The organism is Kitasatospora sp. NPDC085895 (genome assembly GCF_040702125.1).
Classification (GTDB): domain Bacteria; phylum Actinomycetota; class Actinomycetes; order Streptomycetales; family Streptomycetaceae; genus Kitasatospora; species Kitasatospora arboriphila.
This window is the reverse complement of sequence record NZ_JBFBJY010000006.1, coordinates 110,454-130,162: the sequence shown is the minus strand read 5'-3', so window position 1 is coordinate 130,162 and position 19,709 is coordinate 110,454. Positions and strand designations below refer to the sequence as shown.

Annotated in this window: 17 protein-coding genes; 5 read left to right on the top strand and 12 right to left on the bottom strand. The window is 72.1% G+C overall.

The annotated features are described in order from the left end of the window. Positions 1–65: 65 nt before the first annotated feature. On the bottom strand, positions 66–1,007 hold the full coding sequence (locus AB0442_RS05845; protein WP_366160908.1) for a heme o synthase: 942 nt from the start codon (positions 1,005–1,007) through the stop codon (positions 66–68). Positions 1,008–1,462: 455 nt separating this feature from the next. Between AB0442_RS05845 and tkt the strand changes: the two genes are divergently transcribed. The 5 genes from tkt to pgl all read left to right on the top strand — a co-directional run bounded on the left by tkt (position 1,463) and on the right by pgl (position 8,331). Continuing rightward, positions 1,463–3,562, top strand: coding sequence for a transketolase (tkt, locus tag AB0442_RS05840; RefSeq protein ID WP_366160830.1), 2,100 nt, complete (start codon positions 1,463–1,465; stop codon positions 3,560–3,562). 97 nt (positions 3,563–3,659) lie between these two features. Continuing rightward, on the top strand, positions 3,660–4,799 hold the full coding sequence (tal, locus tag AB0442_RS05835; RefSeq protein WP_366160829.1) for a transaldolase: 1,140 nt from the start codon (positions 3,660–3,662) through the stop codon (positions 4,797–4,799). Positions 4,800–4,904: 105 nt separating this feature from the next. Further along, complete coding sequence (gene zwf, locus AB0442_RS05830) at positions 4,905–6,428, top strand: glucose-6-phosphate dehydrogenase (RefSeq protein ID WP_344626258.1); 1,524 nt, start codon at positions 4,905–4,907, stop codon at positions 6,426–6,428. After that, on the top strand, positions 6,425–7,546 hold the full coding sequence (gene opcA, locus AB0442_RS05825) for a glucose-6-phosphate dehydrogenase assembly protein OpcA (RefSeq protein WP_366160827.1): 1,122 nt from the start codon (positions 6,425–6,427) through the stop codon (positions 7,544–7,546). Before zwf ends, opcA begins: the two co-directional genes overlap by 4 nt. Next, the gene (pgl, locus tag AB0442_RS05820; protein ID WP_366160825.1) at positions 7,543–8,331 is read left to right on the top strand and encodes a 6-phosphogluconolactonase; all 789 of its coding nucleotides are present in this window, start codon (positions 7,543–7,545) and stop codon (positions 8,329–8,331) included. The genes opcA and pgl overlap by 4 nt, the downstream gene beginning before the upstream one ends. Before the next feature lie 85 nt (positions 8,332–8,416). Here pgl and AB0442_RS05815 read toward each other — a convergent pair whose 3' ends face one another. The 11 genes from AB0442_RS05815 to AB0442_RS05765 form a co-directional block, all read right to left on the bottom strand. Beyond that, positions 8,417–9,550, bottom strand: coding sequence for an acyltransferase (locus tag AB0442_RS05815; protein ID WP_366160824.1), 1,134 nt, complete (start codon positions 9,548–9,550; stop codon positions 8,417–8,419). Between the two features lie 92 nt (positions 9,551–9,642). After that, complete coding sequence (locus tag AB0442_RS05810; protein ID WP_257019256.1) at positions 9,643–9,930, bottom strand: RNA polymerase-binding protein RbpA; 288 nt, start codon at positions 9,928–9,930, stop codon at positions 9,643–9,645. A 198-nt stretch (positions 9,931–10,128) separates the two neighbouring features. After that, complete coding sequence (gene secG, locus AB0442_RS05805; protein WP_263103283.1) at positions 10,129–10,362, bottom strand: preprotein translocase subunit SecG; 234 nt, start codon at positions 10,360–10,362, stop codon at positions 10,129–10,131. Between the two features lie 88 nt (positions 10,363–10,450). Next, a complete protein-coding gene (gene tpiA, locus AB0442_RS05800) occupies positions 10,451–11,236 on the bottom strand; it encodes a triose-phosphate isomerase (RefSeq protein WP_363542082.1) in 786 nt (261 codons plus the stop codon). Positions 11,237–11,241: 5 nt separating this feature from the next. Further along, a complete protein-coding gene (locus AB0442_RS05795) occupies positions 11,242–12,447 on the bottom strand; it encodes a phosphoglycerate kinase (protein WP_366160823.1) in 1,206 nt (401 codons plus the stop codon). 157 nt (positions 12,448–12,604) lie between these two features. Beyond that, positions 12,605–13,609 (bottom strand): type I glyceraldehyde-3-phosphate dehydrogenase, encoded by a 1,005-nt coding sequence (gene gap, locus AB0442_RS05790; RefSeq protein ID WP_366160822.1) that lies wholly within the window; start codon positions 13,607–13,609, stop codon positions 12,605–12,607. 294 nt (positions 13,610–13,903) lie between these two features. Continuing rightward, complete coding sequence (gene whiA / locus AB0442_RS05785; protein ID WP_030266394.1) at positions 13,904–14,884, bottom strand: DNA-binding protein WhiA; 981 nt, start codon at positions 14,882–14,884, stop codon at positions 13,904–13,906. Beyond that, entirely contained in the window at positions 14,875–15,951 is a 1,077-nt protein-coding gene (gene yvcK / locus AB0442_RS05780) for a uridine diphosphate-N-acetylglucosamine-binding protein YvcK (RefSeq protein ID WP_366160821.1), read from the bottom strand. Before yvcK ends, whiA begins: the two co-directional genes overlap by 10 nt. Before the next feature lie 73 nt (positions 15,952–16,024). Further along, a complete protein-coding gene (rapZ, locus tag AB0442_RS05775) occupies positions 16,025–16,903 on the bottom strand; it encodes an RNase adapter RapZ (RefSeq protein ID WP_363542116.1) in 879 nt (292 codons plus the stop codon). Positions 16,904–17,027: 124 nt separating this feature from the next. Then, a complete protein-coding gene (gene uvrC, locus AB0442_RS05770) occupies positions 17,028–19,079 on the bottom strand; it encodes an excinuclease ABC subunit UvrC (protein ID WP_366160820.1) in 2,052 nt (683 codons plus the stop codon). Between the two features lie 67 nt (positions 19,080–19,146). Further along, positions 19,147–19,650 carry a Rieske (2Fe-2S) protein gene (locus tag AB0442_RS05765; RefSeq protein WP_366160819.1) on the bottom strand — a complete coding sequence of 168 codons (504 nt, stop codon included), beginning with the start codon at positions 19,648–19,650 and terminating at the stop codon, positions 19,147–19,149. Between the last annotated feature and the right edge of the window lie 59 nt (positions 19,651–19,709).

The window sequence follows — 19,709 nt, the reverse complement described above, 5'->3', positions numbered from 1 at the left end:
CGGCGGGAACGGCGGAGCCCCGGGGCGCAGGCCCCGGGGCTCCGGTCGGTGTCAGGCGCTCGCCGTCACTTGACGAACGGGTCCACCGCGATGACCACGAAGAGCAGGGTCAGGTAGGTGATGGACCAGTGGAAGAGGCGCATCTCCTTGAGCTTGGCGCCGACGACCCCGGCCTTGGCGCGGGCGTGCAGGCCGTGCGCCTCCTTCAGCCAGAACCCGCCGAGCAGCACCGCGGAGACCGGGTACAGCCAGCTGGTGTGGCCGAGCGGCCACAGGGACAGCGAGACGGCGACCATCACCCAGGAGTAGGCGACGATCTGCCGGGCGACGGCCAGGTTGCCCTTGATGACGGGGAGCATCGGCACGCCGGCCTTGGCGTAGTCCTCGCGGACCTTCATCGACAGCGGCCAGTAGTGCGGCGGCGTCCAGAAGAAGATCACCAGGAAGAGCACCAGCGCGGACCAGGAGAGCGAGTTCGTCACCGCCGCCCAGCCCACGAACACCGGCATGCAGCCGGCGATGCCGCCCCAGACGATGTTCTGGGCCGTGCGGCGCTTCAGGCCGAGGGTGTAGACGAAGACGTAGAACAGCAGCGCGGCCAGCGCCAGCGCCGAGGAGAGCGCGTTGACCAGCAGGCCCAGCCAGAGGGTCGAGCCGATCGCCAGCGCGATGCCGAAGACCAGCGCCTCGCGCGGGGACACCATGCCGGTGACGATCGGCCGCCGCTCGGTGCGGGACATCACCGCGTCGATGTCGCGGTCGATGTACATGTTGAGGGCGTTGGCGCCACCCGCGGAGAGGTAGCCGCCGACCACGACCTCGACGACCAGCCACGGGTCGGGTACACCGTGCTGCGCCAGGAACATCACCGGGACGGTGGTGATCAGCAGCAGCTCGATGATCCGCGGCTTGGTCAGTGCGACGAATGCGCCGACACGGGCCCCGAACGGCCGGTGCGCAGGCGTCGCCCCGACCGCCCCGGCGGGGCGGGATTCGACGGCGGTCACGAACACCCCAACTCACGATGAACTTCCACAGGCGTCCTCTGGGCCCGTGGGCTCCGGTGCGTCCGCGCTGCGCGTACCACGCCACCTTAGACGCTCCATATGTCCCGTCCCGCCCCGGGGTGCCCCGGCGAGCCGGAGCCGCACACCCGCGGGTGAATCGCCGCAGCTCGCACCGGACGGGCGCGGCCCGCCCGTCTTGCCCCTCGGACGAGCGGACCGTTCGCGTCCGGGTGAGGGTAGGACGGAGCCCGCGAAGCCCTTCGGGAATGCCGATAGCGCCACCCCGGTTGCCCCGGCACGCAAGGTGAGGCCCCTTGTGAGCGGTAGGCTCGCACAGAGAAGCGGGATCAACCCTCCGTGACCGGCACCAGCGAACGTCAGGACCACAGCGACGTGGCCGACCGGTCCCCTTCACGGGGTCACTCTTCACCACCAGGAAGGAGCCCTGAGACAGGGTGAGCACCACGCCGACGAACGCATTCGAATGGACCGAACTGGACCAGCGGACCGTCGACACGGCCCGCGTCCTCGCGATGGATGCCGTGCAGAAGGTGGGCAACGGGCATCCCGGCACCGCGATGTCGCTGGCCCCGGCTGCATACGTGATCTTCCAGCGCTTCCTGCGGCACGACCCGACCGACCCCGCCTGGGTCGGCCGCGACCGCTTCGTCCTCTCCCCCGGGCACACGTCGCTGACTCTCTACACCCAGCTCTACCTCTCGGGCTACGGTCTGTCCCTGGACGACCTGAAGGCCTTCCGGGTCGCGGGCAGCCGCACCCCGGGCCACCCCGAGCACGGCCACACCGCGGGTGTCGAGACGACCACCGGTCCGCTCGGCCAGGGCGTCGCCAACGCGGTGGGCATGGCGATGGCCGCCCGCTACGAGCGCGGCCTGTTCGACCCGGAGGCCGCGGAGGGCGAGTCCCCCTTCGACCACACCATCTGGGCCATCGTCTCCGACGGCGACCTGGAGGAGGGCATCTCCGCGGAGGCGTCCTCGCTGGCCGGCCACCAGAAGCTGGGCAACCTCGTCGCGCTCTACGACGACAACCACATCTCCATCGAGGGCGACACCGAGACGGCCTTCTCCGAGGACGTCCTCGCCCGTTACGAGGCGTACGGCTGGCACGTCCAGCGGATCACGCCGAAGTCCGACGGCGACGTCGACGTGCACGCGCTGGCCACCGCGCTGGCCGCCGCCAAGGCCGAGACCGAGCGCCCGTCGATCATCGCGATGCGCACCATCATCGCCTGGCCGGCCCCGAACGCCCAGGACACCGCCAAGGCGCACGGCTCCGCGCTCGGCGACGCCGAGATCGCCGCCACCAAGAAGGTGCTCGGCTTCTCGCCGGAGAAGACCTTCGAGGTCACCGAGCAGGTCATCGAGCACGCCCGCAAGGTGGTGCAGCGCGGCAAGGCCGCCCGCGCCGAGTGGGAGGCCTCCTTCCACGCGTGGCGCGCGGCCAACCCGGAGCGCGCCGCCGAGTTCGACCGGATCCAGATCGGCGAGCTGCCCGACGGCTGGGAGAAGGCCCTCCCGGTCTTCCCGGCCGGCAAGGACGTCGCGACCCGCAAGGCCTCCGGCGACACCCTCAAGGCGGTCGGCAAGCACGTCCCCGAGCTGTGGGGCGGTTCGGCGGACCTCGCCGAGTCCAACCTCACCACCATCGACGAGGACTCCTCCTTCCTCCCGGCGAGCAACCCGCTGAAGACCGCCTCGCCGTACGGCCGGACGATCCACTTCGGCATCCGCGAGCACGCCATGGGCGCGATCATGAACGGCATCGCGCTGCACGGCCGCACCCGCATCTACGGCGGCACCTTCCTGGTGTTCTCCGACTACATGCGCCCGGCGGTGCGCCTCGCCGCGCTGATGAAGCTGCCCGTCACCTACGTGTGGACGCACGACTCCATCGGCCTCGGCGAGGACGGCCCGACCCACCAGCCGGTCGAGCACCTGGCCGCGCTGCGCGCCATCCCCGGCCTCGCGGTCGTCCGCCCCGGCGACGCCAACGAGACCGCCGTCGTCTGGCGCACGATCCTGGAGCGGCAGACCAGCCACCCCGGCCCGGTCGGCCTGGCGCTCACCCGCCAGGGCGTTCCCACCTACGACCGCGAGGTGTTCGGCTCCGCCGAGGGCGCGGCCAAGGGCGGCTACGTGCTGGCCGAGGCCGAGGGCGCCTCGCCGAAGGTCATCCTGATCGGCACCGGCTCCGAGGTGCAGCTGGCCGTCCAGGCCCGCGAGGCCCTGGAGGCGGACGGCATCCCGACCCGCGTCGTCTCGATGCCGTCGATCGAGTGGTTCAACGAGCAGGACCAGGCATACCGCGACAGCGTGCTGCCGCCGAACGTCCGTGCCCGGGTCTCGGTCGAGGCGGGCATCGCCCAGGGCTGGCGCGAGCTGGTCGGCGACGCCGGCCGGATCATCAGCCTGGAGCACTTCGGTGCCTCCGCCGACTACAAGGTGCTGTTCCAGGAGTTCGGCCTGACCGCCGACGCCGTGGCCAACGCCGCCCGCGCCTCGCTCCGCACGGTCGAGGCCGTCTCCCGCTAGCAGTTTCGCTCCAGGCCGGGTGTCCGACCGCACATCGGGTACCCGGCCTGTCTGACGACCCCACAGCAGACGTACGAAACACAGAGGATGTAGCACCATGACTGACGCTCTGAAGCGCCTCAGCGACGAAGGCGTGGCGATCTGGCTGGACGACCTCAGCCGCGAGCGGCTCAACAGCGGCAACCTGGCCGAGCTGGTGCAGGAGAAGCACGTCGTCGGCGTGACCACCAACCCGACCATCTTCCAGAAGGCCATCGGCGGCGGCAGCGCGGCCTACGACGGCCAGCTGAACGACCTGGCCGTCCGCAAGGTGACCGTGGACGAGGCCGTCCGCATGATCACCACCTCGGACGTCCGCGACGCGGCCGACGTGCTGCGCCCGGTCTACGACGCCTCGAACGGCCGCGACGGCCGGGTCTCCATCGAGGTCGACCCGCGCCTGGCGCACGAGACCGCCGCCACGATCGCCGAGGCCAAGCAGCTGTGGTGGCTGGTGGACCGCCCGAACGTGTTCATCAAGATCCCCGCCACCGAGGCCGGCCTGCCCGCCATCACCGAGGTCATCGCCAAGGGCATCAGCGTCAACGTCACGCTGATCTTCTCGCTCGAGCGGTACCGCGCCGTGATGGACGCCTACCTCTCCGGCCTGGAGAAGGCCAAGGCCGCCGGCCTCGACCTCTCGCAGATCGAGTCGGTCGCCTCCTTCTTCGTCTCCCGCGTGGACACCGAGATCGACAAGCGCCTCGACAAGATCGGCGGCGACGCCAAGGAGCTGCGCTCCAAGGCCGGCGTGGCCAACGCCCGCCTCGCCTACCAGGCGTACGAGGAGGTCTTCGGCCCGGTCGACGCCAAGCGCGACGGCTCGGACCGCTGGAAGGCCCTGGAGGCCGCCGGCGCCAAGCCGCAGCGCCCGCTCTGGGCGTCCACCGGCGTCAAGGACCCGAACCTGCCGGACACCCTCTACGTGACCGAGCTGGCCGCCCCCGGCACCGTCAACACCATGCCGGAGGCCACCCTCAACGCCACCGACGACCACGGCGTGGTCACCGGCGACGCCATCACCCCGAACTACGGCGACGCCAAGTCCGTGATGGACGCCGTCGCCGCGGCCGGCGTCGACTACGACGACGTCGTCCAGCTGCTGGAGGACGAGGGCGTCGAGAAGTTCGAGGCTTCCTGGAAGGAACTGCTGGACACGGTCGCGGCCTCGCTCGCCGCGCACGGCGACCAGAACTGACACGACTGCTCACGACCAAGCGCACGGAGAGCGGAGCCAACACCAGTGAGCAACACCCCTGCTTTTCCCGATGTCGAGGGGGCCGAGGTCGGGCAGGGTGACCCCCTGCTGCCCTCCAACCCGCTGCGCGATCCGGCGGACCGCCGGCTGCCGAGGATCGCCGGGCCCTCCGGCCTGGTGATCTTCGGCGTGACCGGCGACCTGTCGCGCAAGAAGCTCATGCCGGCCGTCTACGACCTCGCCAACCGCGGACTGCTGCCGCCGGGCTTCTCGCTCGTCGGCTTCGCCCGCCGCGAGTGGGAGGACGAGGACTTCGCGCGGGAGGTGCACGACGCGGTCAAGGAGCACGCGCGCACGCAGTTCCGCGAGGAGGTCTGGCAGCAGCTCGCCAAGGGCATGCGGTTCGTCCAGGGCGACTTCGGCGACGACGAGGCCTTCGACACCCTGCGGAAGACCATCGAGGACCTCGACCGGGCCCAGGGCACGGGCGGCAACTTCGCCTTCTACCTGTCGGTGCCGCCGAAGTTCTTCCCCACCGTCGTCCAGCAGCTCAAGAAGCACGGTCTGACCGACCCACCGAAGGGCTCCTGGCGCCGCGCGGTGATCGAGAAGCCGTTCGGCCACGACCTGGAGAGCGCCCAGGAGCTGAACCGGATCGTCCACGAGGTCTTCCCCCGGGACGAGGTCTTCCGGATCGACCACTACCTGGGCAAGGAGACCGTCCAGAACATCCTGGCGCTCCGCTTCGCCAACCAGATGTTCGAGCCGATCTGGAACCGGTCGTACGTCGACCACGTGCAGATCACCATGGCCGAGGACATCGGCATCGGCGGCCGCGCCGGCTACTACGACGGCATCGGCTCGGCCCGCGACGTCATCCAGAACCACCTGCTCCAGCTGATGGCGCTCACCGCCATCGAGGAGCCCGCGTCCTTCCACCCCAAGGCCCTGGTCGCCGAGAAGCTCAAGGTGCTCAGCGCCGTGAAGCTCCCCGCCGACCTCGGCAAGCACACCGTGCGCGGCCAGTACGCGTCCGGCTGGCAGGGCGGCGAGGAGGTCGTCGGCTACCTGGACGAGGACGGCATCAACCCCGAGTCCAAGACCGACACCTACGCGGCGATCAAGCTGGAGATCAACAACCGGCGCTGGGCCGGCGTCCCGTTCTACCTGCGGACGGGCAAGCGCCTCGGCCGCCGGGTGACCGAGATCGCGGTCGTCTTCCAGCGGGCCCCGTACCTGCCGTTCGACTCCTACGCCACCGAGGAGCTGGGGCAGAACGCCCTGGTCATCCGGGTGCAGCCGGACGAGGGCGTCACCGTGCGGTTCGGCTCCAAGGTGCCCGGCACCGCGCTGGAGGTCCGCGACGTCACGATGGACTTCGCCTACGGCGAGTCCTTCACCGAGTCCAGCCCGGAGGCGTACGAGCGCCTGATCCTCGACGTGCTGCTCGGCGACGCCAACCTCTTCCCGCGGCACCAGGAGGTCGAGCTCTCCTGGCAGATCCTCGACCCGATCGAGCAGTACTGGGACGCCCACGACAAGCCCGCGCAGTACGCGGCCGGGACCTGGGGCCCGATCGAGGCCGACGAGATGCTCGCACGAGACGGCAGGAGCTGGCGCCGGCCATGAAGATCGACCTGACCCACACCACCTCCAGCAGGATCAACGCGGCGCTGATGGACGCCCGCCGGGCCAGCGGCTCCACCGCGGCCGGCATGGTCCTGACCCTGGTGATCGTGACCGACGAGGGCAGCGCCTACGACGCCCTCAAGGCCGCCAACGACGCCTCCCGCGAGCACCCTTCGCGCACCCTGGCGGTCATCAAGCGGGCCGGGCGCTCGCCGCGCGCCCGGGCCGAGACCCGCCTCGACGCCGAGATCCTGGTCGGCAGCGACGCGGGCTCCGGCGAGACGGTCGTCCTGCGCATGCACGGCGAGCTCGCCGCGCACGCCCAGTCCGTCGTCCTGCCGCTGCTGCTGCCGGACGCCCCGGTCGTCGTCTGGTGGCCGGACAACGCCCCGCTGCACCCGGCGAACGACCCGCTCGGCGCGCTCGCCCAGCGCCGGATCACCGACGCGGTCACCGCCGAGTCCCCGGTCGGCCAGCTCGCCCAGCGGGCGGCCAGCTACACCCCCGGCGACACCGACCTCGCCTGGACCCGCATCACCGGCTGGCGCTCCATGCTGGCCGCCGCGCTCGACCAGCGGCCCGCCACGATCACCGGCGCGGTCGTCGAGGGCGAGTCGTACAACCCCAGCGTCGAGCTGCTCGGCCTGTGGATGACCAACCGGCTGCGGGTGCCGGTCGAGCGGATCGTCACCGGCGGCCCCGGCATCACCGCCGTCCGGCTGCGCACCCAGGACGGCGAGATCGTCCTGGACCGTCCCGACGGCCTGATGGGCACGCTGTCCATGCCCGGCTCGCCGGACCGGATGGTCGCGCTCAAGCGCCGCGACACCGCCGAGCTCATCGCGGAGGAGCTGCGCCGGCTCGACCCGGACGACATCTACGCGGCGGCCGTCCGCACCCCGGTGGACCGGCTGCGCGAGAAGCTGCCCGCGGAGCCCGCGCCGTCGTCCGAGGCCGTCCCGGCCGAGGCCGCGGCGCCGGCCCGGGTCACCGCGAAGCTGCCGGACGCCGAGCCTGCGGCCGCGGAGCCGGCCGGTCCCGAGCCCACGGACGCCGAGCCGACGCCGAAGAAGCCGTCCGCCAAGAAGGCCGCCCCGCGCAAGCGGAGCACCTCGTGACGGCGGCGACCCCGCAGCTGGTGGTGCACCGGGACAAGGAGCTGATGGCGCAGGCCGCGGCGGCCCGGCTGATCACCCGCATCGTGGACGCCCAGTCCGCCCGCGGCACCGCCTCGGTGGTGCTGACGGGCGGGCGGAACGGCAACGCCCTGCTGGCCGCGATCGCCGCCTCCCCGGCGCGCGACGCGGTCGACTGGGCGCGGCTCGACCTCTGGTGGGGCGACGAGCGCTTCGTCCCCGCCGGCGACCCGGACCGCAACGCCGTCCAGGCCCGTGCCGAACTGCTCGACGGCGTCCCGCTGGACCCGGCCCGGGTGCACGAGATGCCGGCCTCGGACGGCCCGGACGGCTCGGACGTCGAGGCGGCCGCCGCCCGGTACGCCGAGGAGCTCGCCCGGGCCGCCGGGCCCGGCGAGCACGCCGGGGTGCCGGCCTTCGACGTGCTGCTGCTCGGCGTCGGCCCGGACACCCACGTCGCCTCGCTCTTCCCGGAACACCCCGGTGTCCGGGAGAAGGAGCTGACCGTGATCGGCGTCCGCGGGGCGCCGAAGCCGCCGCCCACCCGGATCTCGCTCACCCTCCCGGCGATCCGGGCGGCGCGCGAGGTCTGGCTGCTCGCCGCCGGCGAGGACAAGGCGGGGGCGGTCTCCCTCGCCCTGCGCGGCCCCGGGGAGCTCCAGGCGCCCGCCTCCGGCGCGTACGGCACCGCCCGGACCCTCTGGCTGCTCGACCGCTCCGCGGCGTCCGAGCTGCCGCCCCAGCTGTACCCGCCCGCCTCGGCCTGACCGGGCCCGCGGCACACGCATGCGCCCCGCCGGACGTCCTGTCCGGCGGGGCGCACGTGCGTACGGGGTCGGGCGGCGGCCGGCGTCAGGCGGCGGCCGGGGCGGGCGCCCGCTCCTCGGCGGCCGGGCCGGCCTCCGGCGCGGGCGGGGTCGGCCCGCCCGCGGCACCGCGGGCGTCCAGCCGCTTGATCAGCTTCCGGCCGAGGACGATCATCGGCTGCTCGACCCGGTGGTACAACACGTCCGCCGCGAACAGTGCGACGACCGCCACCGCGACGCCCGCGGCCGGCGAGCCGTGGTGCAGCTTCGGCGCCATGCCGAAGACCGCGGACGCTGCCACCGTCTGCACCAGGTAGAGGCCGTACGAGCGCTCGCCGACGAAGACCAGCGGACGGCGGGAGAGCAGCCAGCGCCCGGCTCCCGGGCCGAGCAGCGAGGGCAGCAGCAGCGCCACGCCCACGCCGTAGACCACGACGACGTGGCGCTCGCCGTGCAGGGCCGCGGTGAGCCGGGGCACCGACAGGTGCAGCACCAGGAACGCGGCGCCCACCACCGCCCCGGCCACCGGATGGGTCAGCGGGGCGAGCAGGGCGAACCCGCGGCGGCTGTGCAGGACGAGGGCCAGCAGCGCGCCGGTCATCAGCACCGTGTAGTGGACGGCCAGCGACTCCCAAGCCGCCGAGAACGGCACCAGCAGAACCGCGATGCCGAGCAGCGCCACCGGGATCCGCAGCCGGAGCGCGACCGCGCCGGCCAGGATCAGCGCCAGCGGCCAGACCAGGTAGAACTTCTGCTCGATGCCGATCGTCCAGGAGTGGAGGAACGGCGTGCCGGCGGCCAGGTCGTACTCGTTGAGGAAGGTCGCGTAGTGCGTCAGGTGGCCGCGGAGCAGCTTCCAGCCCTGGCCGTTGTGGTACTGGGTGACCGCGGTCGCCGCCAGCACCACGTAGTAGAGGGGCATGATGCGGAAGATCCGGCGCAGGTAGAAGTCGCGCAGGGATATCCGGCCGGTCCGGTCCCGTTCGCGGAGCATCAGCGTGGTGATCAGGAAGCCGGACACCACGAAGAAGACGTGCACCCCGATCCAGCCGGAGAGGAACGCCGCGCGCGGCCCGGCGAAGTGGAAGAACACCACGATCACCGCGGCGAAGGCGCGCAGACCGTCGAGCGCGTCGAACCTGCGCATCCCCAGGAACTCGGCGTGGGTCAGCTTGCGCACGGGGTCACTCCAGTCGGTGGTACGGGGGACGGCTCGCTCGGAACAGCCCGAAGGGCGCCGCCGTCACCGGCGGCGCCCTTCGTGTCGCTCCCTCAGATCTCGCCGCGGAGCTTGGCCAGCGCCTCGGCGAGGATCGCCTCGCCGTCGGCGTCGGTGCGGCGCTCGCGCACGTACGCGAGGTGGGTCTTGTACGGCTCGTTGCGGGCCGGGGCCGGAGGGTTGTGCTCGTCCTGGCCTGCCGGGAACCCGCAGCGCGGGCAGTCCCAGGTCTCCGGGATCGCCGCCTCGGCGGCGAAACTGGGGCGCGTCTCGTGCTTGTTCGCGCACCAGAAGGAGATCCGGTTACGGGGGGCGGACTCGCCGCGCTCCGCCTCGCCCATGGGGCCTGCGCCGACTCTGCTTCCTCGGATGGCGTTGCCACTTGCCACGGTTGGACTCCCTGCGTGCTGGTGCCGCCCGGCCGCGGCTGTGCGGACGGTGGCGAAGTCGTCCTAGTGTAAGCGGGAGTTAAAGCTCTGCCACCACCGCCTGCCGAAGCGGGCTGCGACCGGCCCGCGGAGGGCCGGACGGGACGTCGGCTACTTGTACTTGAGCAGCAGGCTCAGCACCACGATGCAGGCGAACCAGGCGATGCCCACCAGGATCGTGATGCGGTCGAGGTTCCGCTCGGCCACCGCGGAGCCGCCGCCGGTGGACATCGCGCCACCGCCGAACATGTCGGACAGGCCGCCGCCCTTCCCCTTGTGCAGCAGCACCAGGAGGATCATCAGCAGGCTGAAGATGATCAGGGCAATCGAGAACCCGAGAACCACGGCGGGACCAACTCTCTCGTATCTTCGGCGAAGGGGCCGGGCCGCGTGGAAGCGGTCCGGCCCCAAAGCCTACGTTGCTGCGGCGGCGTTAGCCTACTGCCTGCTCGCGGTAGCGCACGATCTTGACGAACTCCTCGGCGTCCAGCGAGGCACCGCCGATCAGACCGCCGTCGATGTCCGGCTTGGCCATCAGGCCGGCCGCGCTGGAGGACTTCACCGAACCGCCGTACAGGATGCGGACCTTGCCGGCCAGCTCGGCGTCGTACAGCTCGGCCAGGCGGGCGCGGATCGCACCGCAGACCTCCTGGGCGTCCTCCGGGGTCGCCACCTCGCCGGTGCCGATCGCCCAGACCGGCTCGTACGCGACGACGACCGTCTCCGCGTCCGAGGCCGGCACGCCCTCCAGGGCGCCGTCCAGCTGCGCCAGGGTGTGCTCGACGTGGGTGCCCGCCTTGCGGACGTCCAGCGGCTCGCCGATGCACAGGATCGGGGTGATCCCGCTGCGGTAGGCGGCCTTCACCTTGGCGTTGACGATCTCCTCGTCCTCGCCGTGGTACTGGCGGCGCTCCGAGTGCCCGATCACCGCGTAGGTGACCTTCAGCTTGGCCAGCATCGGCCCGGAGATCTCACCGGTGTAGGCACCGGAGTCGTGCTGCGAGATGTCCTGCGAGCCGTACTTGATCTTCAGCTTGTCGCCGTCGACCAGCGTCTGCACCGACCGCAGGTCGGTGAACGGGGTCAGCACGGCGACCTCGACGGCCTCGTAGTCCTTGTCGGCCAGCGCGAAGGCCAGCTTCTGGGTGTGCTGGATGGCCTCGAGGTGGTTGAGGTTCATCTTCCAGTTGCCCGCCATCAGCGGGAGGCGCTCAGTCATCTTCCTCAGCCTTCCAGGGCGGCGAGACCGGGGAGGGTCTTGCCCTCCAGGTACTCGAGGCTTGCGCCACCGCCGGTCGAGATGTGCCCGAACTTCGTCTCGTCGAAGCCCAGGGTGCGGACGGCCGCGGCGGAGTCGCCGCCGCCGACCACGGTGAACGCGTCGGAGTCGATCAGGCCCTGGGCCACGACCCGGGTGCCCTCGGCGAACGCCGGGTGCTCGAACACGCCCATCGGGCCGTTCCAGAACACGGTCTTCGCGTCGGCGATCTTCTCCGCGAACAGCTGCGCCGTCCGCGGGCCGATGTCCAGGCCGAGCGCGCCGTCCGGGATGGCGTCCGCGTCGACCACCGCGAAGTCCTCCACCGGGGCCCCGCCCTTGACGTCCGGGAACGAACCGGACACCGCGGTGTCCACCGGGATCACGAACTCCACGCCCTGCTCGGCGCCGCGCTTCAGGTAGTCCTGGACGACCGGGATCTGGTCCTCCTGCAGCAGCGAGGCACCGACGCCGTGGCCCTGGGCCGCGATGAAGGTGTACATCATGCCGCCGCCGATGAGGATCTTGTCGGCCTTGCCGAGCAGGTTCTCGATCACGCCGACCTTGTCGGAGACCTTCGAACCGCCGAGCACCACCACGTACGGGCGGGCCACCTCGTCGGTGAGGCGCTTCAGCACCCCCACCTCGGTGGCGATCAGGTCGCCGACCGCGTGCGGCAGGCGGGCCGGCAGGTCGTACACCGAGGCGTGCTTGCGGTGCACCGCACCGAAGCCGTCGCCCACGTACACGTCGGCCAGGCCGGCCAGCTCGTCGGCGAAGGCGCCGCGCTCGGCGTCGTCCTTGGCGGTCTCGCCCGTGTTGAAGCGCAGGTTCTCCAGCAGCGTGACCTCGCCGTCGGCCAGGGCGGCGACGGTGGCCTTCGCGCTCTCGCCCACGGTGTCGGTGGCGAAGGACACCGGGACGCCGAGGATCTCGCCGAGGCGGACGGCCACCGGCGCGAGGGAGTACTGCGGGTCGGGCTCGCCCTTCGGGCGGCCCAGGTGCGAGGCGACGACCACCTTGGCGCCGGCCTGCACCAGCTTGGCGATGGTCGGCGCGACGGCGCGGATCCGGCCGTCGTCGGTGATGGTCCCGCCGGACAGCGGCACGTTCAGGTCGGCGCGGACGAACACCCGCTTGCCGGCGACCTGGAGGTCTTCGATCGTCTTCACGGTCTTGGGTCTCCCGAGGAAGGTGGTGCGTGTCGGCGGCACGGCGGCGGGCCACCGGATGACACGACGGGCGAGGGTGGGGACGCGAAGCGGGGGCCCGGACGGCGTCAGCCTTCCGGGCCCCGCACCTCACGTCACGTCAGCTCCCGCGCAGGGGTCAGAGCTGGCCGCCGACGAGCGTGGTCAGGTTGACGAGACGGTTCGAGTAGCCCCACTCGTTGTCGTACCAGCCGAAGACCTTGACCTGGTTGCCCTGGGCCATGGTCATCAGGGAGTCGAAGATCGTGGAGAACGGCGAGTTCACGATGTCGGAGGAGACGATCGGGTCCTCGGTGTACTGCAGGATGCCCTTGAGGTCGCCCTCGGCCGCCTTCTGGAAGGCCGCGTTGACCTCCTCCACGGTGACCTCGCGCTCCAGGGTCACGACCAGGTCGGTGATCGAGCCGGTCGGCACCGGGACGCGCAGCGAGGTGCCGTCGAGCTTGCCCTTGAGCTCGGGCAGGACCAGGGCGGTGGCCTTCGCGGCACCCGTCGAGGTCGGGATGATGTTCAGCGACGCGGCACGGGCACGGCGCAGGTCCTTGTGCGGGAAGTCCAGCGTGACCTGGTCGTTGGTGAACGCGTGGACGGTGGTCATCAGACCCTTGACGATCCCGAAGTTCTCGTTCAGCACCTTCGCCAGGGGGGCGACGCAGTTGGTGGTGCAGGAGGCGTTCGAGATGACGGTGTGGTTCGCCGGGTCGTACTTGTCGTCGTTGACACCCATGACGATGGTGACGTCTTCGTCCGTCGCGGGCGCCGAGATGATGACCTTCTTCGCGCCGGCCGTGACGTGCTTCTTTGCAAGCTCGGCCTTGGTGAAGATACCGGTGGACTCGATGACGACGTCGACGCCCAGCTCACCCCAGGGGAGGTTCGCGGGGTCGCGCTCGGCGACGACCTTGAAGGTCTTGCCGTCCACGGTGATGCTGTCGGCGGTGTGGGAGACCTCGGACTGCAGGGTGCCGAGGATCGAGTCGTACTTGAGCAGGTGCGCGAGGGTCTTCGTGTCGGTCAGGTCGTTGACACCGACGATCTCGATGTCCGCGCCCTGAGCCTGAACCGCACGGAAGAAGTTGCGGCCGATACGGCCGAATCCGTTGATGCCTACCCGGATCGTCACGAACCGATCTCCTCTTAGGTACGCCGGACTGAATTCCGACGGGGGTTGAAATGGGATGTCCCCGACCACCCATGACCCTACCTCCCCGCGGCTCCGCTGGGCACATCGCCTCTCCGCCCGGAGCGGCCCGGCACCGCGCGGACCGCCCATCGGATTACCCGCGAGTAACTCCTGTGGCGGGCGTGCATAAAGGGGCGCGGGGAACGGCGCGAATCGGCTGGTGCGCAGTCGCGCCTTCCGATTCGCGCCGTTCCCCGCGCCCCTTTATGTGTCCGAATGGCGAAACACGGATTGTCAGCTGAGCGCCATCTCGTCGGTGAGGTTGGCCTCGGTGCTCGGCAGCCCGAGCTCCGCGGCGCGCTTGTCGGCCATCGCCAGCAGGCGGCGGATCCGGCCGGCCACCGCGTCCTTCGTCAGCGGCGGGTCGGCGAGCGCACCGAGTTCCTCCAGCGAGGCCTGCTTGTGCTGCATCCGCAGCTGGCCGGCGGCGGCCAGGTGCTCGGGCACCTCGTCGCCCAGGATCTCCAGCGCGCGCTGCACGCGCGCGCCCGCCGCGACCGCCGCGCGCGCCGAGCGGCGCAGGTTGGCGTCGTCGAAGTTCGCGAGCCGGTTCGCGGTGGCGCGCACCTCGCGCCGCATCCGGCGCTCCTCCCAGGCGAGCACCGCCTCGTGCGCCCCCAGCCGGGTCAACAGCGCACCGATCGCGTCACCGTCCCGGATGACCACCCGGTCGACGCCGCGGACCTCGCGGGCCTTGGCCGGGATGCCGAGCCGGCGCGCCGCGCCGACCAGGGCGAGCGCCGCCTCGGAGCCGGGGCAGGTGATCTCCAGCGAGGAGGAGCGGCCGGGCTCGGTGAGCGAGCCGTGCGCCAGGAAGGCGCCGCGCCAGGCGGCCTCGGCGTCGCAGGTCGCACCGGACACCACGGCCGGCGGCAGGCCGCGGATCGGCCGCCCGCGCCCGTCCACCAGGCCGGTCTGCCGGGCGAGCAGCTCGCCGTCCTTGACCACGCGGACCACGTACCGGCTGCCGCGGCGCAGCCCGCCGGGGGCCATCACGACCAGGTCCGAGGAGTGCCCGAAGATCTCCAGCAGGTCCTTGCGCAGGCGCCGGGCCGCGATGGCCGTGTCCAGCTCCGCCTCGATCACGATCCGGCCGCTCACGATGTGCAGGCCGCCCGCGAACCGCAGGATCGCCGAGACCTCGGCCTTCCGGCAGCAGGCCCGGGTGACCGGGAGCCGGGAGATTTCGTCCTTCACCGCAGGAGTCATCGCCATGGGCCGATCCTTCCATGTGTCCGGAAAATCCGGTCGTACGCAGCCGCCAGGAGCTCCGGGTCGTGTCGCGGGGTCCCGTCCGCCCGGGCGACCCGCCCGAGCACCAGGGCCGCGCCCATCCGCTCGGCGGCCTTCTCCAGCCCGGCCAGGTCGGCGAGGCCGAACGCCCCGCCGGTGACCGCCCGCTCGTCGACCAGCACGGCGTCGACCTCGAGGTCCGGCGCGTGGTCGGCGATCACGTCGAGGTGCCGCTGCGGGCTGAAGCCCTCGGTCTCCCCGGGCTGGGGGGCGAGGTTCAGGGTGAGCAGCCGGCGCGCGCGGGTCTCGACCAGCGCCTTGGCGAGCTCGGGCACCAGCAGGTGCGGCAGCACGCTGGTGAACCAGGAGCCGGGGCCGAGCACCACCCAGTCCGCCTCCAGCACGGCCTCCACGGCCTCCGGCACGGCCGGCGGCTCCTCCGGCAGCAGCCGGACCGACTGCACGGTGCCGGGGGTCACGGCGACGGCGGCCTGCCCGCGGACGGCGGTGAGCTCGTGCGGACGGGCCGGGTCGTGCCCGCGGACCTCGGCCTTGATCTCCAGCGGGACGGCCGACATCGGCAGCACCCGGCCCTGCACGTTGAGCAGCCGGCCCACCCAGTTGAGCGCCTCGACCGGGTCGCGGAGCTTCTCCCAGAGGGCGACGATCAGCAGGTTGCCGACGGCGTGCCCGCCGAGGTCGCCGTCACCGGTGAAGCGCTGCTGGATGACCTCGGACCAGGTGCGGCCCCACTCGTCGTCGCCGCAGAGCGCGGCGAGCGCCTTGCGCAGGTCGCCCGGCGGCAGCACGCCGAGCTCGGCGCGCAGCCGCCCGCTGGAGCCGCCGTCGTCGGCGACGGTGACCACGGCGGTGAGCTCGTTGGTGAGCCGGCGCAGCGCGGACAGCGAGGCGGACAGCCCCTGGCCGCCGCCGAGCGCGGTGATCCTGGGCGCCCCGGGGCGCGACTTCTGGGCAGCCGGACTGCTTCCGGCCGGGGCTCGCTCGCCAGACCTCTGCTGGAACTGCCGTGCTGGCGAGTATCCCGTCACACCGACCCCATGTTCCTGTCTCGTGCTCCCTTGGGCGGGCCCGGGACGCCCGGCCGGGGTCAGCCCCGGCCGGTCACTCCCGGCCCATGTCGCGGTGGACGAGCACCGTTTCGACGCCGTCCGCGATCAGACGCCTGGTCAGCCGCTCGGACATGGCGACGCTGCGGTGCTTGCCACCGGTGCAGCCTACGGCAAGAGTCATGTAGCGCTTGCCCTCCCGGCGATACCCTTCGGTCACGATCCTCAGCAACTCCGCGTAACCGTCCAGGAACTCCTGGGCACCGGGCTGCTTGAACACGTAGTCGGCGACGTCGCTGTCCGTACCGGTGTGGGCCCGCAGCTCCGGCACCCAGTGCGGGTTCGGCAGGAAGCGGCAGTCCACCACCAGGTCGGCGTCGACCGGCAGGCCGTACTTGAAGCCGAAGGACATCACGGTGGCGCGCAGCTCGGGCTCGTCGTTGTCGGCGAACTGGGCGTCGAGCTTGGCGCGCAGCTGGTGGACGTTGAGGTTGGAGGTGTCGATCACCAGGTCGGCCTCGCCGCGCAGGTCGCGCAGCAGCTCGCGCTCCTGGGCGATGCCGTCGACGATCCGGCCGTCGCCCTGCAGCGGGTGCGGACGGCGGACGGACTCGAAGCGGCGCACCAGCGCCTCGTCCGAGGAGTCCAGGAAGACGACGCGCAGCCGCACGCCGCGCTTCTCCAGCTCCTCCAGCGAGGTGAGCAGGTCGTCGAAGAAGCTGCGGCCGCGGACGTCGACGACGGCGCCGATCCGGGGCACGGAGCCCTGCGAGCGTGCGCCGAGGTCCACCATGGTGGGGATCAGCGCGGGCGGCAGGTTGTCCACCACGAACCAGCCCAGGTCCTCCAGGCACTTGGCCGCGGTGCTCCGGCCGGCGCCGGACATGCCGGAGATGATCACCAGCTCCGGTGCGTTGTCGCCCACGTCGGACACGTTCACTTCGGTTCCCCGCTCTCGGTGATTCGCTTCGGAAGAACGCCCCGGACCCGGCGGTGCTTCCCGGCACCACCGGCGGGGGCGGTGCCGGGGACAGCGCGGCGACGGGCGTCATCGGCCGTCATGGCGTCTCCCGGGGCGCGCCGGCCCCTGCGGGGTCGGCGCTGTCGTCAATGATCTCGCCGGTGGCGGTGTTCACCGCGAGGACGGCAGGTGGCCGGGAGGCCAACGCGGCCGCAACGGTCTCCGCGGTGCGGCGGCCGATCCCGGGCACCTCGCACAGCTCGTCCACGGTGGCGGACCGCAGCCGCTTGAGGGAGCCGAAGTGCTTGAGCAGTGCCTGGCGGCGGGTCTCGCCGAGCCCGGGCACCGCGTCCAGCCCGCCGGTGGTGAGGCGCTTGGAGCGCTTGGAGCGCTGGTAGGCGATGGCGAAGCGGTGCGCCTCGTCGCGCACCCGCTGCAGCAGGTAGAGGCCCTCGCTGGTGCGCGGCAGCACGACCGGGTCGTCCTGGCCGGGCAGCCAGACCTCCTCCAGCCGCTTGGCGAGGCCGCAGAGGGCGACGTCGTCGATGCCGAGCTCGTCGAGGGCCCGGCGGGCGGCGGCGACCTGCGGCTGACCGCCGTCGACGACCAGCAGCTGCGGCGGGTAGGCGAAGCGGCGGGGGCGGCCGGTCTCCGGGTCGACCGGGCCGGCGGCGTCCCCGCCGGGCCCGGGGGCGCCGTCGGGTGCCTCGTCGGCGCCGGTGTCCTCGGGGACGGCCCACTCGCCGGTCCGCTCGCGCTCCTGGAGGTAGCGGCGGAAGCGCCGGCCGATCACCTCGTGCATCGAGCGGACGTCGTCCTGCCCGGCGAAGCCCTTGATCTGGAAGCGCCGGTACTCGCTCTTGCGGGCCAGGCCGTCCTCGAAGACGACCATCGAGGCGACCACGTCCTCGCCCTGCAGGTGGGAGATGTCGAAGCACTCGATGCGCAGCGGCACGGAGTCGAGCTCCAGCGCGTCGGCGATCTCCTGGAGGGCGCGGCTGCGGGTGGTGAGGTCGGAGGCGCGCTTGGTCTTGTGCAGCGCGAGCGCCTGCTGGGCGTTCCGGTGCACCGTCGCCATCAGGTCCTTCTTGTCACCGCGCTGCGGGACGCGGAGGTCGACCTGGGCGCCGCGCAGGCCGGTGAGCCACTCGCGGACGGGCCCGGCCGGCTCGGGCAGCGCCGGGACGAGCACCTCGCGGGGCACGTTCTCGGTGCCGGAGCCGTACAGCTGCTGCAGGGCGTGCTCGACCAGGGAGGCGGTGTCGACGTCCTCGACCCGGTCGGTGACCCAGCCGCGCTGGCCGCGGACCCGGCCGCCGCGGACGTGGAAGATCTGGACGGCGGCCTCCAGCTCGTCCTCGGCGAGGGCGAGCACGTCGGCGTCGGTGCCGTCGGCGAGGACGACCGCGTTCTTCTCCATGGCACGCTTGAGGGCGCCGATGTCGTCGCGGAGCCGGGCCGCCTTCTCGTACTCCATGGCGGCGGCGGCCTCCTGCATCTGCTGCTCCAGGCGGCGCAGGTGACCGCCGGTGCGGCCGGCCATGAAGTCGCAGAACTCCTCGGCGAGGGCGCGGTGCTCGTCGGCGGAGACCTTGCCGACGCAGGGTGCGGCGCACTTGCCGATGTAGCCGAGCAGGCAGGGCCGGCCGACCTGGCTCGCGCGCTTGAAGACGCCGTTGGAGCAGGTGCGGACGGGGAAGACGCGGAGCAGCAGGTCGACGGTCTCGCGGATCGCCCAGGCGTGGCCGTACGGGCCGAAGTAGCGCACGCCCTTCTTGTGCGCCCCCCGCATGACCTGCACGCGGGGGAACTCCTCGTTGAGGGTGACGGCGAGCTCGGGGTAGCTCTTGTCGTCGCGGTACTTGACGTTGAAGCGGGGGTCGAACTCCTTGATCCAGGAGTACTCCAGCTGCAGCGCCTCGACCTCGGTGCCGACCACCGTCCACTCCACCGAGGCGGCGGTGGTGACCATGGTGGCCGTGCGCGGGTGCAGGCCCGCGAGGTCCTGGAAGTAGGAGGAGAGCCGGGGACGCAGGCTCTTGGCCTTGCCGACGTAGATGACCCGGCCGTGCTCGTCGCGGAACCGGTACACCCCGGGTGAGAGCGGGATCGCACCGGGCGCCGGACGGTAGGTGGACGGGTCTGCCATGCCCCCTACCGTACCGACTGCCGATGACCGCCCGTGGCCGGTTTCCCGGGGTGCGGCCGCGAACCGATCAGGCGGGTGTGACCTGGACGTTGTTGTTGACGACGGCCACCTCGTAGGAGGGCAGCGGCTTGGGGGCCGGGCCGCCCTCGACGGCGCCGTCGGTGATCGAGAAGCGGCTGCCGTGGCAGGGGCAGTCGATCGTCTTGTCCTTGACCTCGTCGACGATGCAGCCGGCGTGGGTGCACTTGGCGCTGAACGCCTTGTACTCGCCCGCGGCGGGCTGGGTGACCACGATCTTCTGCTCGCGGAAGACCTTGCCGCCGCCGACCGGGATGTCGGCGGCCGGGCCGAGGTCGACCGGGGCCGCGTTCTGCGCCTGGGTGCCGCCGGAGCCGCCCGTCGAGCCGGACGAACCCGAGGACCCGGAGGATCCCGAGGACGAGCAGCCGGTGACCGCGACGGCGCCGCCCGCGGCGAGCACGGCGGCCGCGCCGCACAGCAGGGTGCGGCGGGAGGCGGCGGGGCCGCGGTCGGTCTCGGCGGCGGAGGCGGTGGCGACGGGCTCGTTCATGCGGGCGGCTCCTCGGACGCGGGTACGGGCGGACCGGCCGCAGTCTATGCCCCGTACCT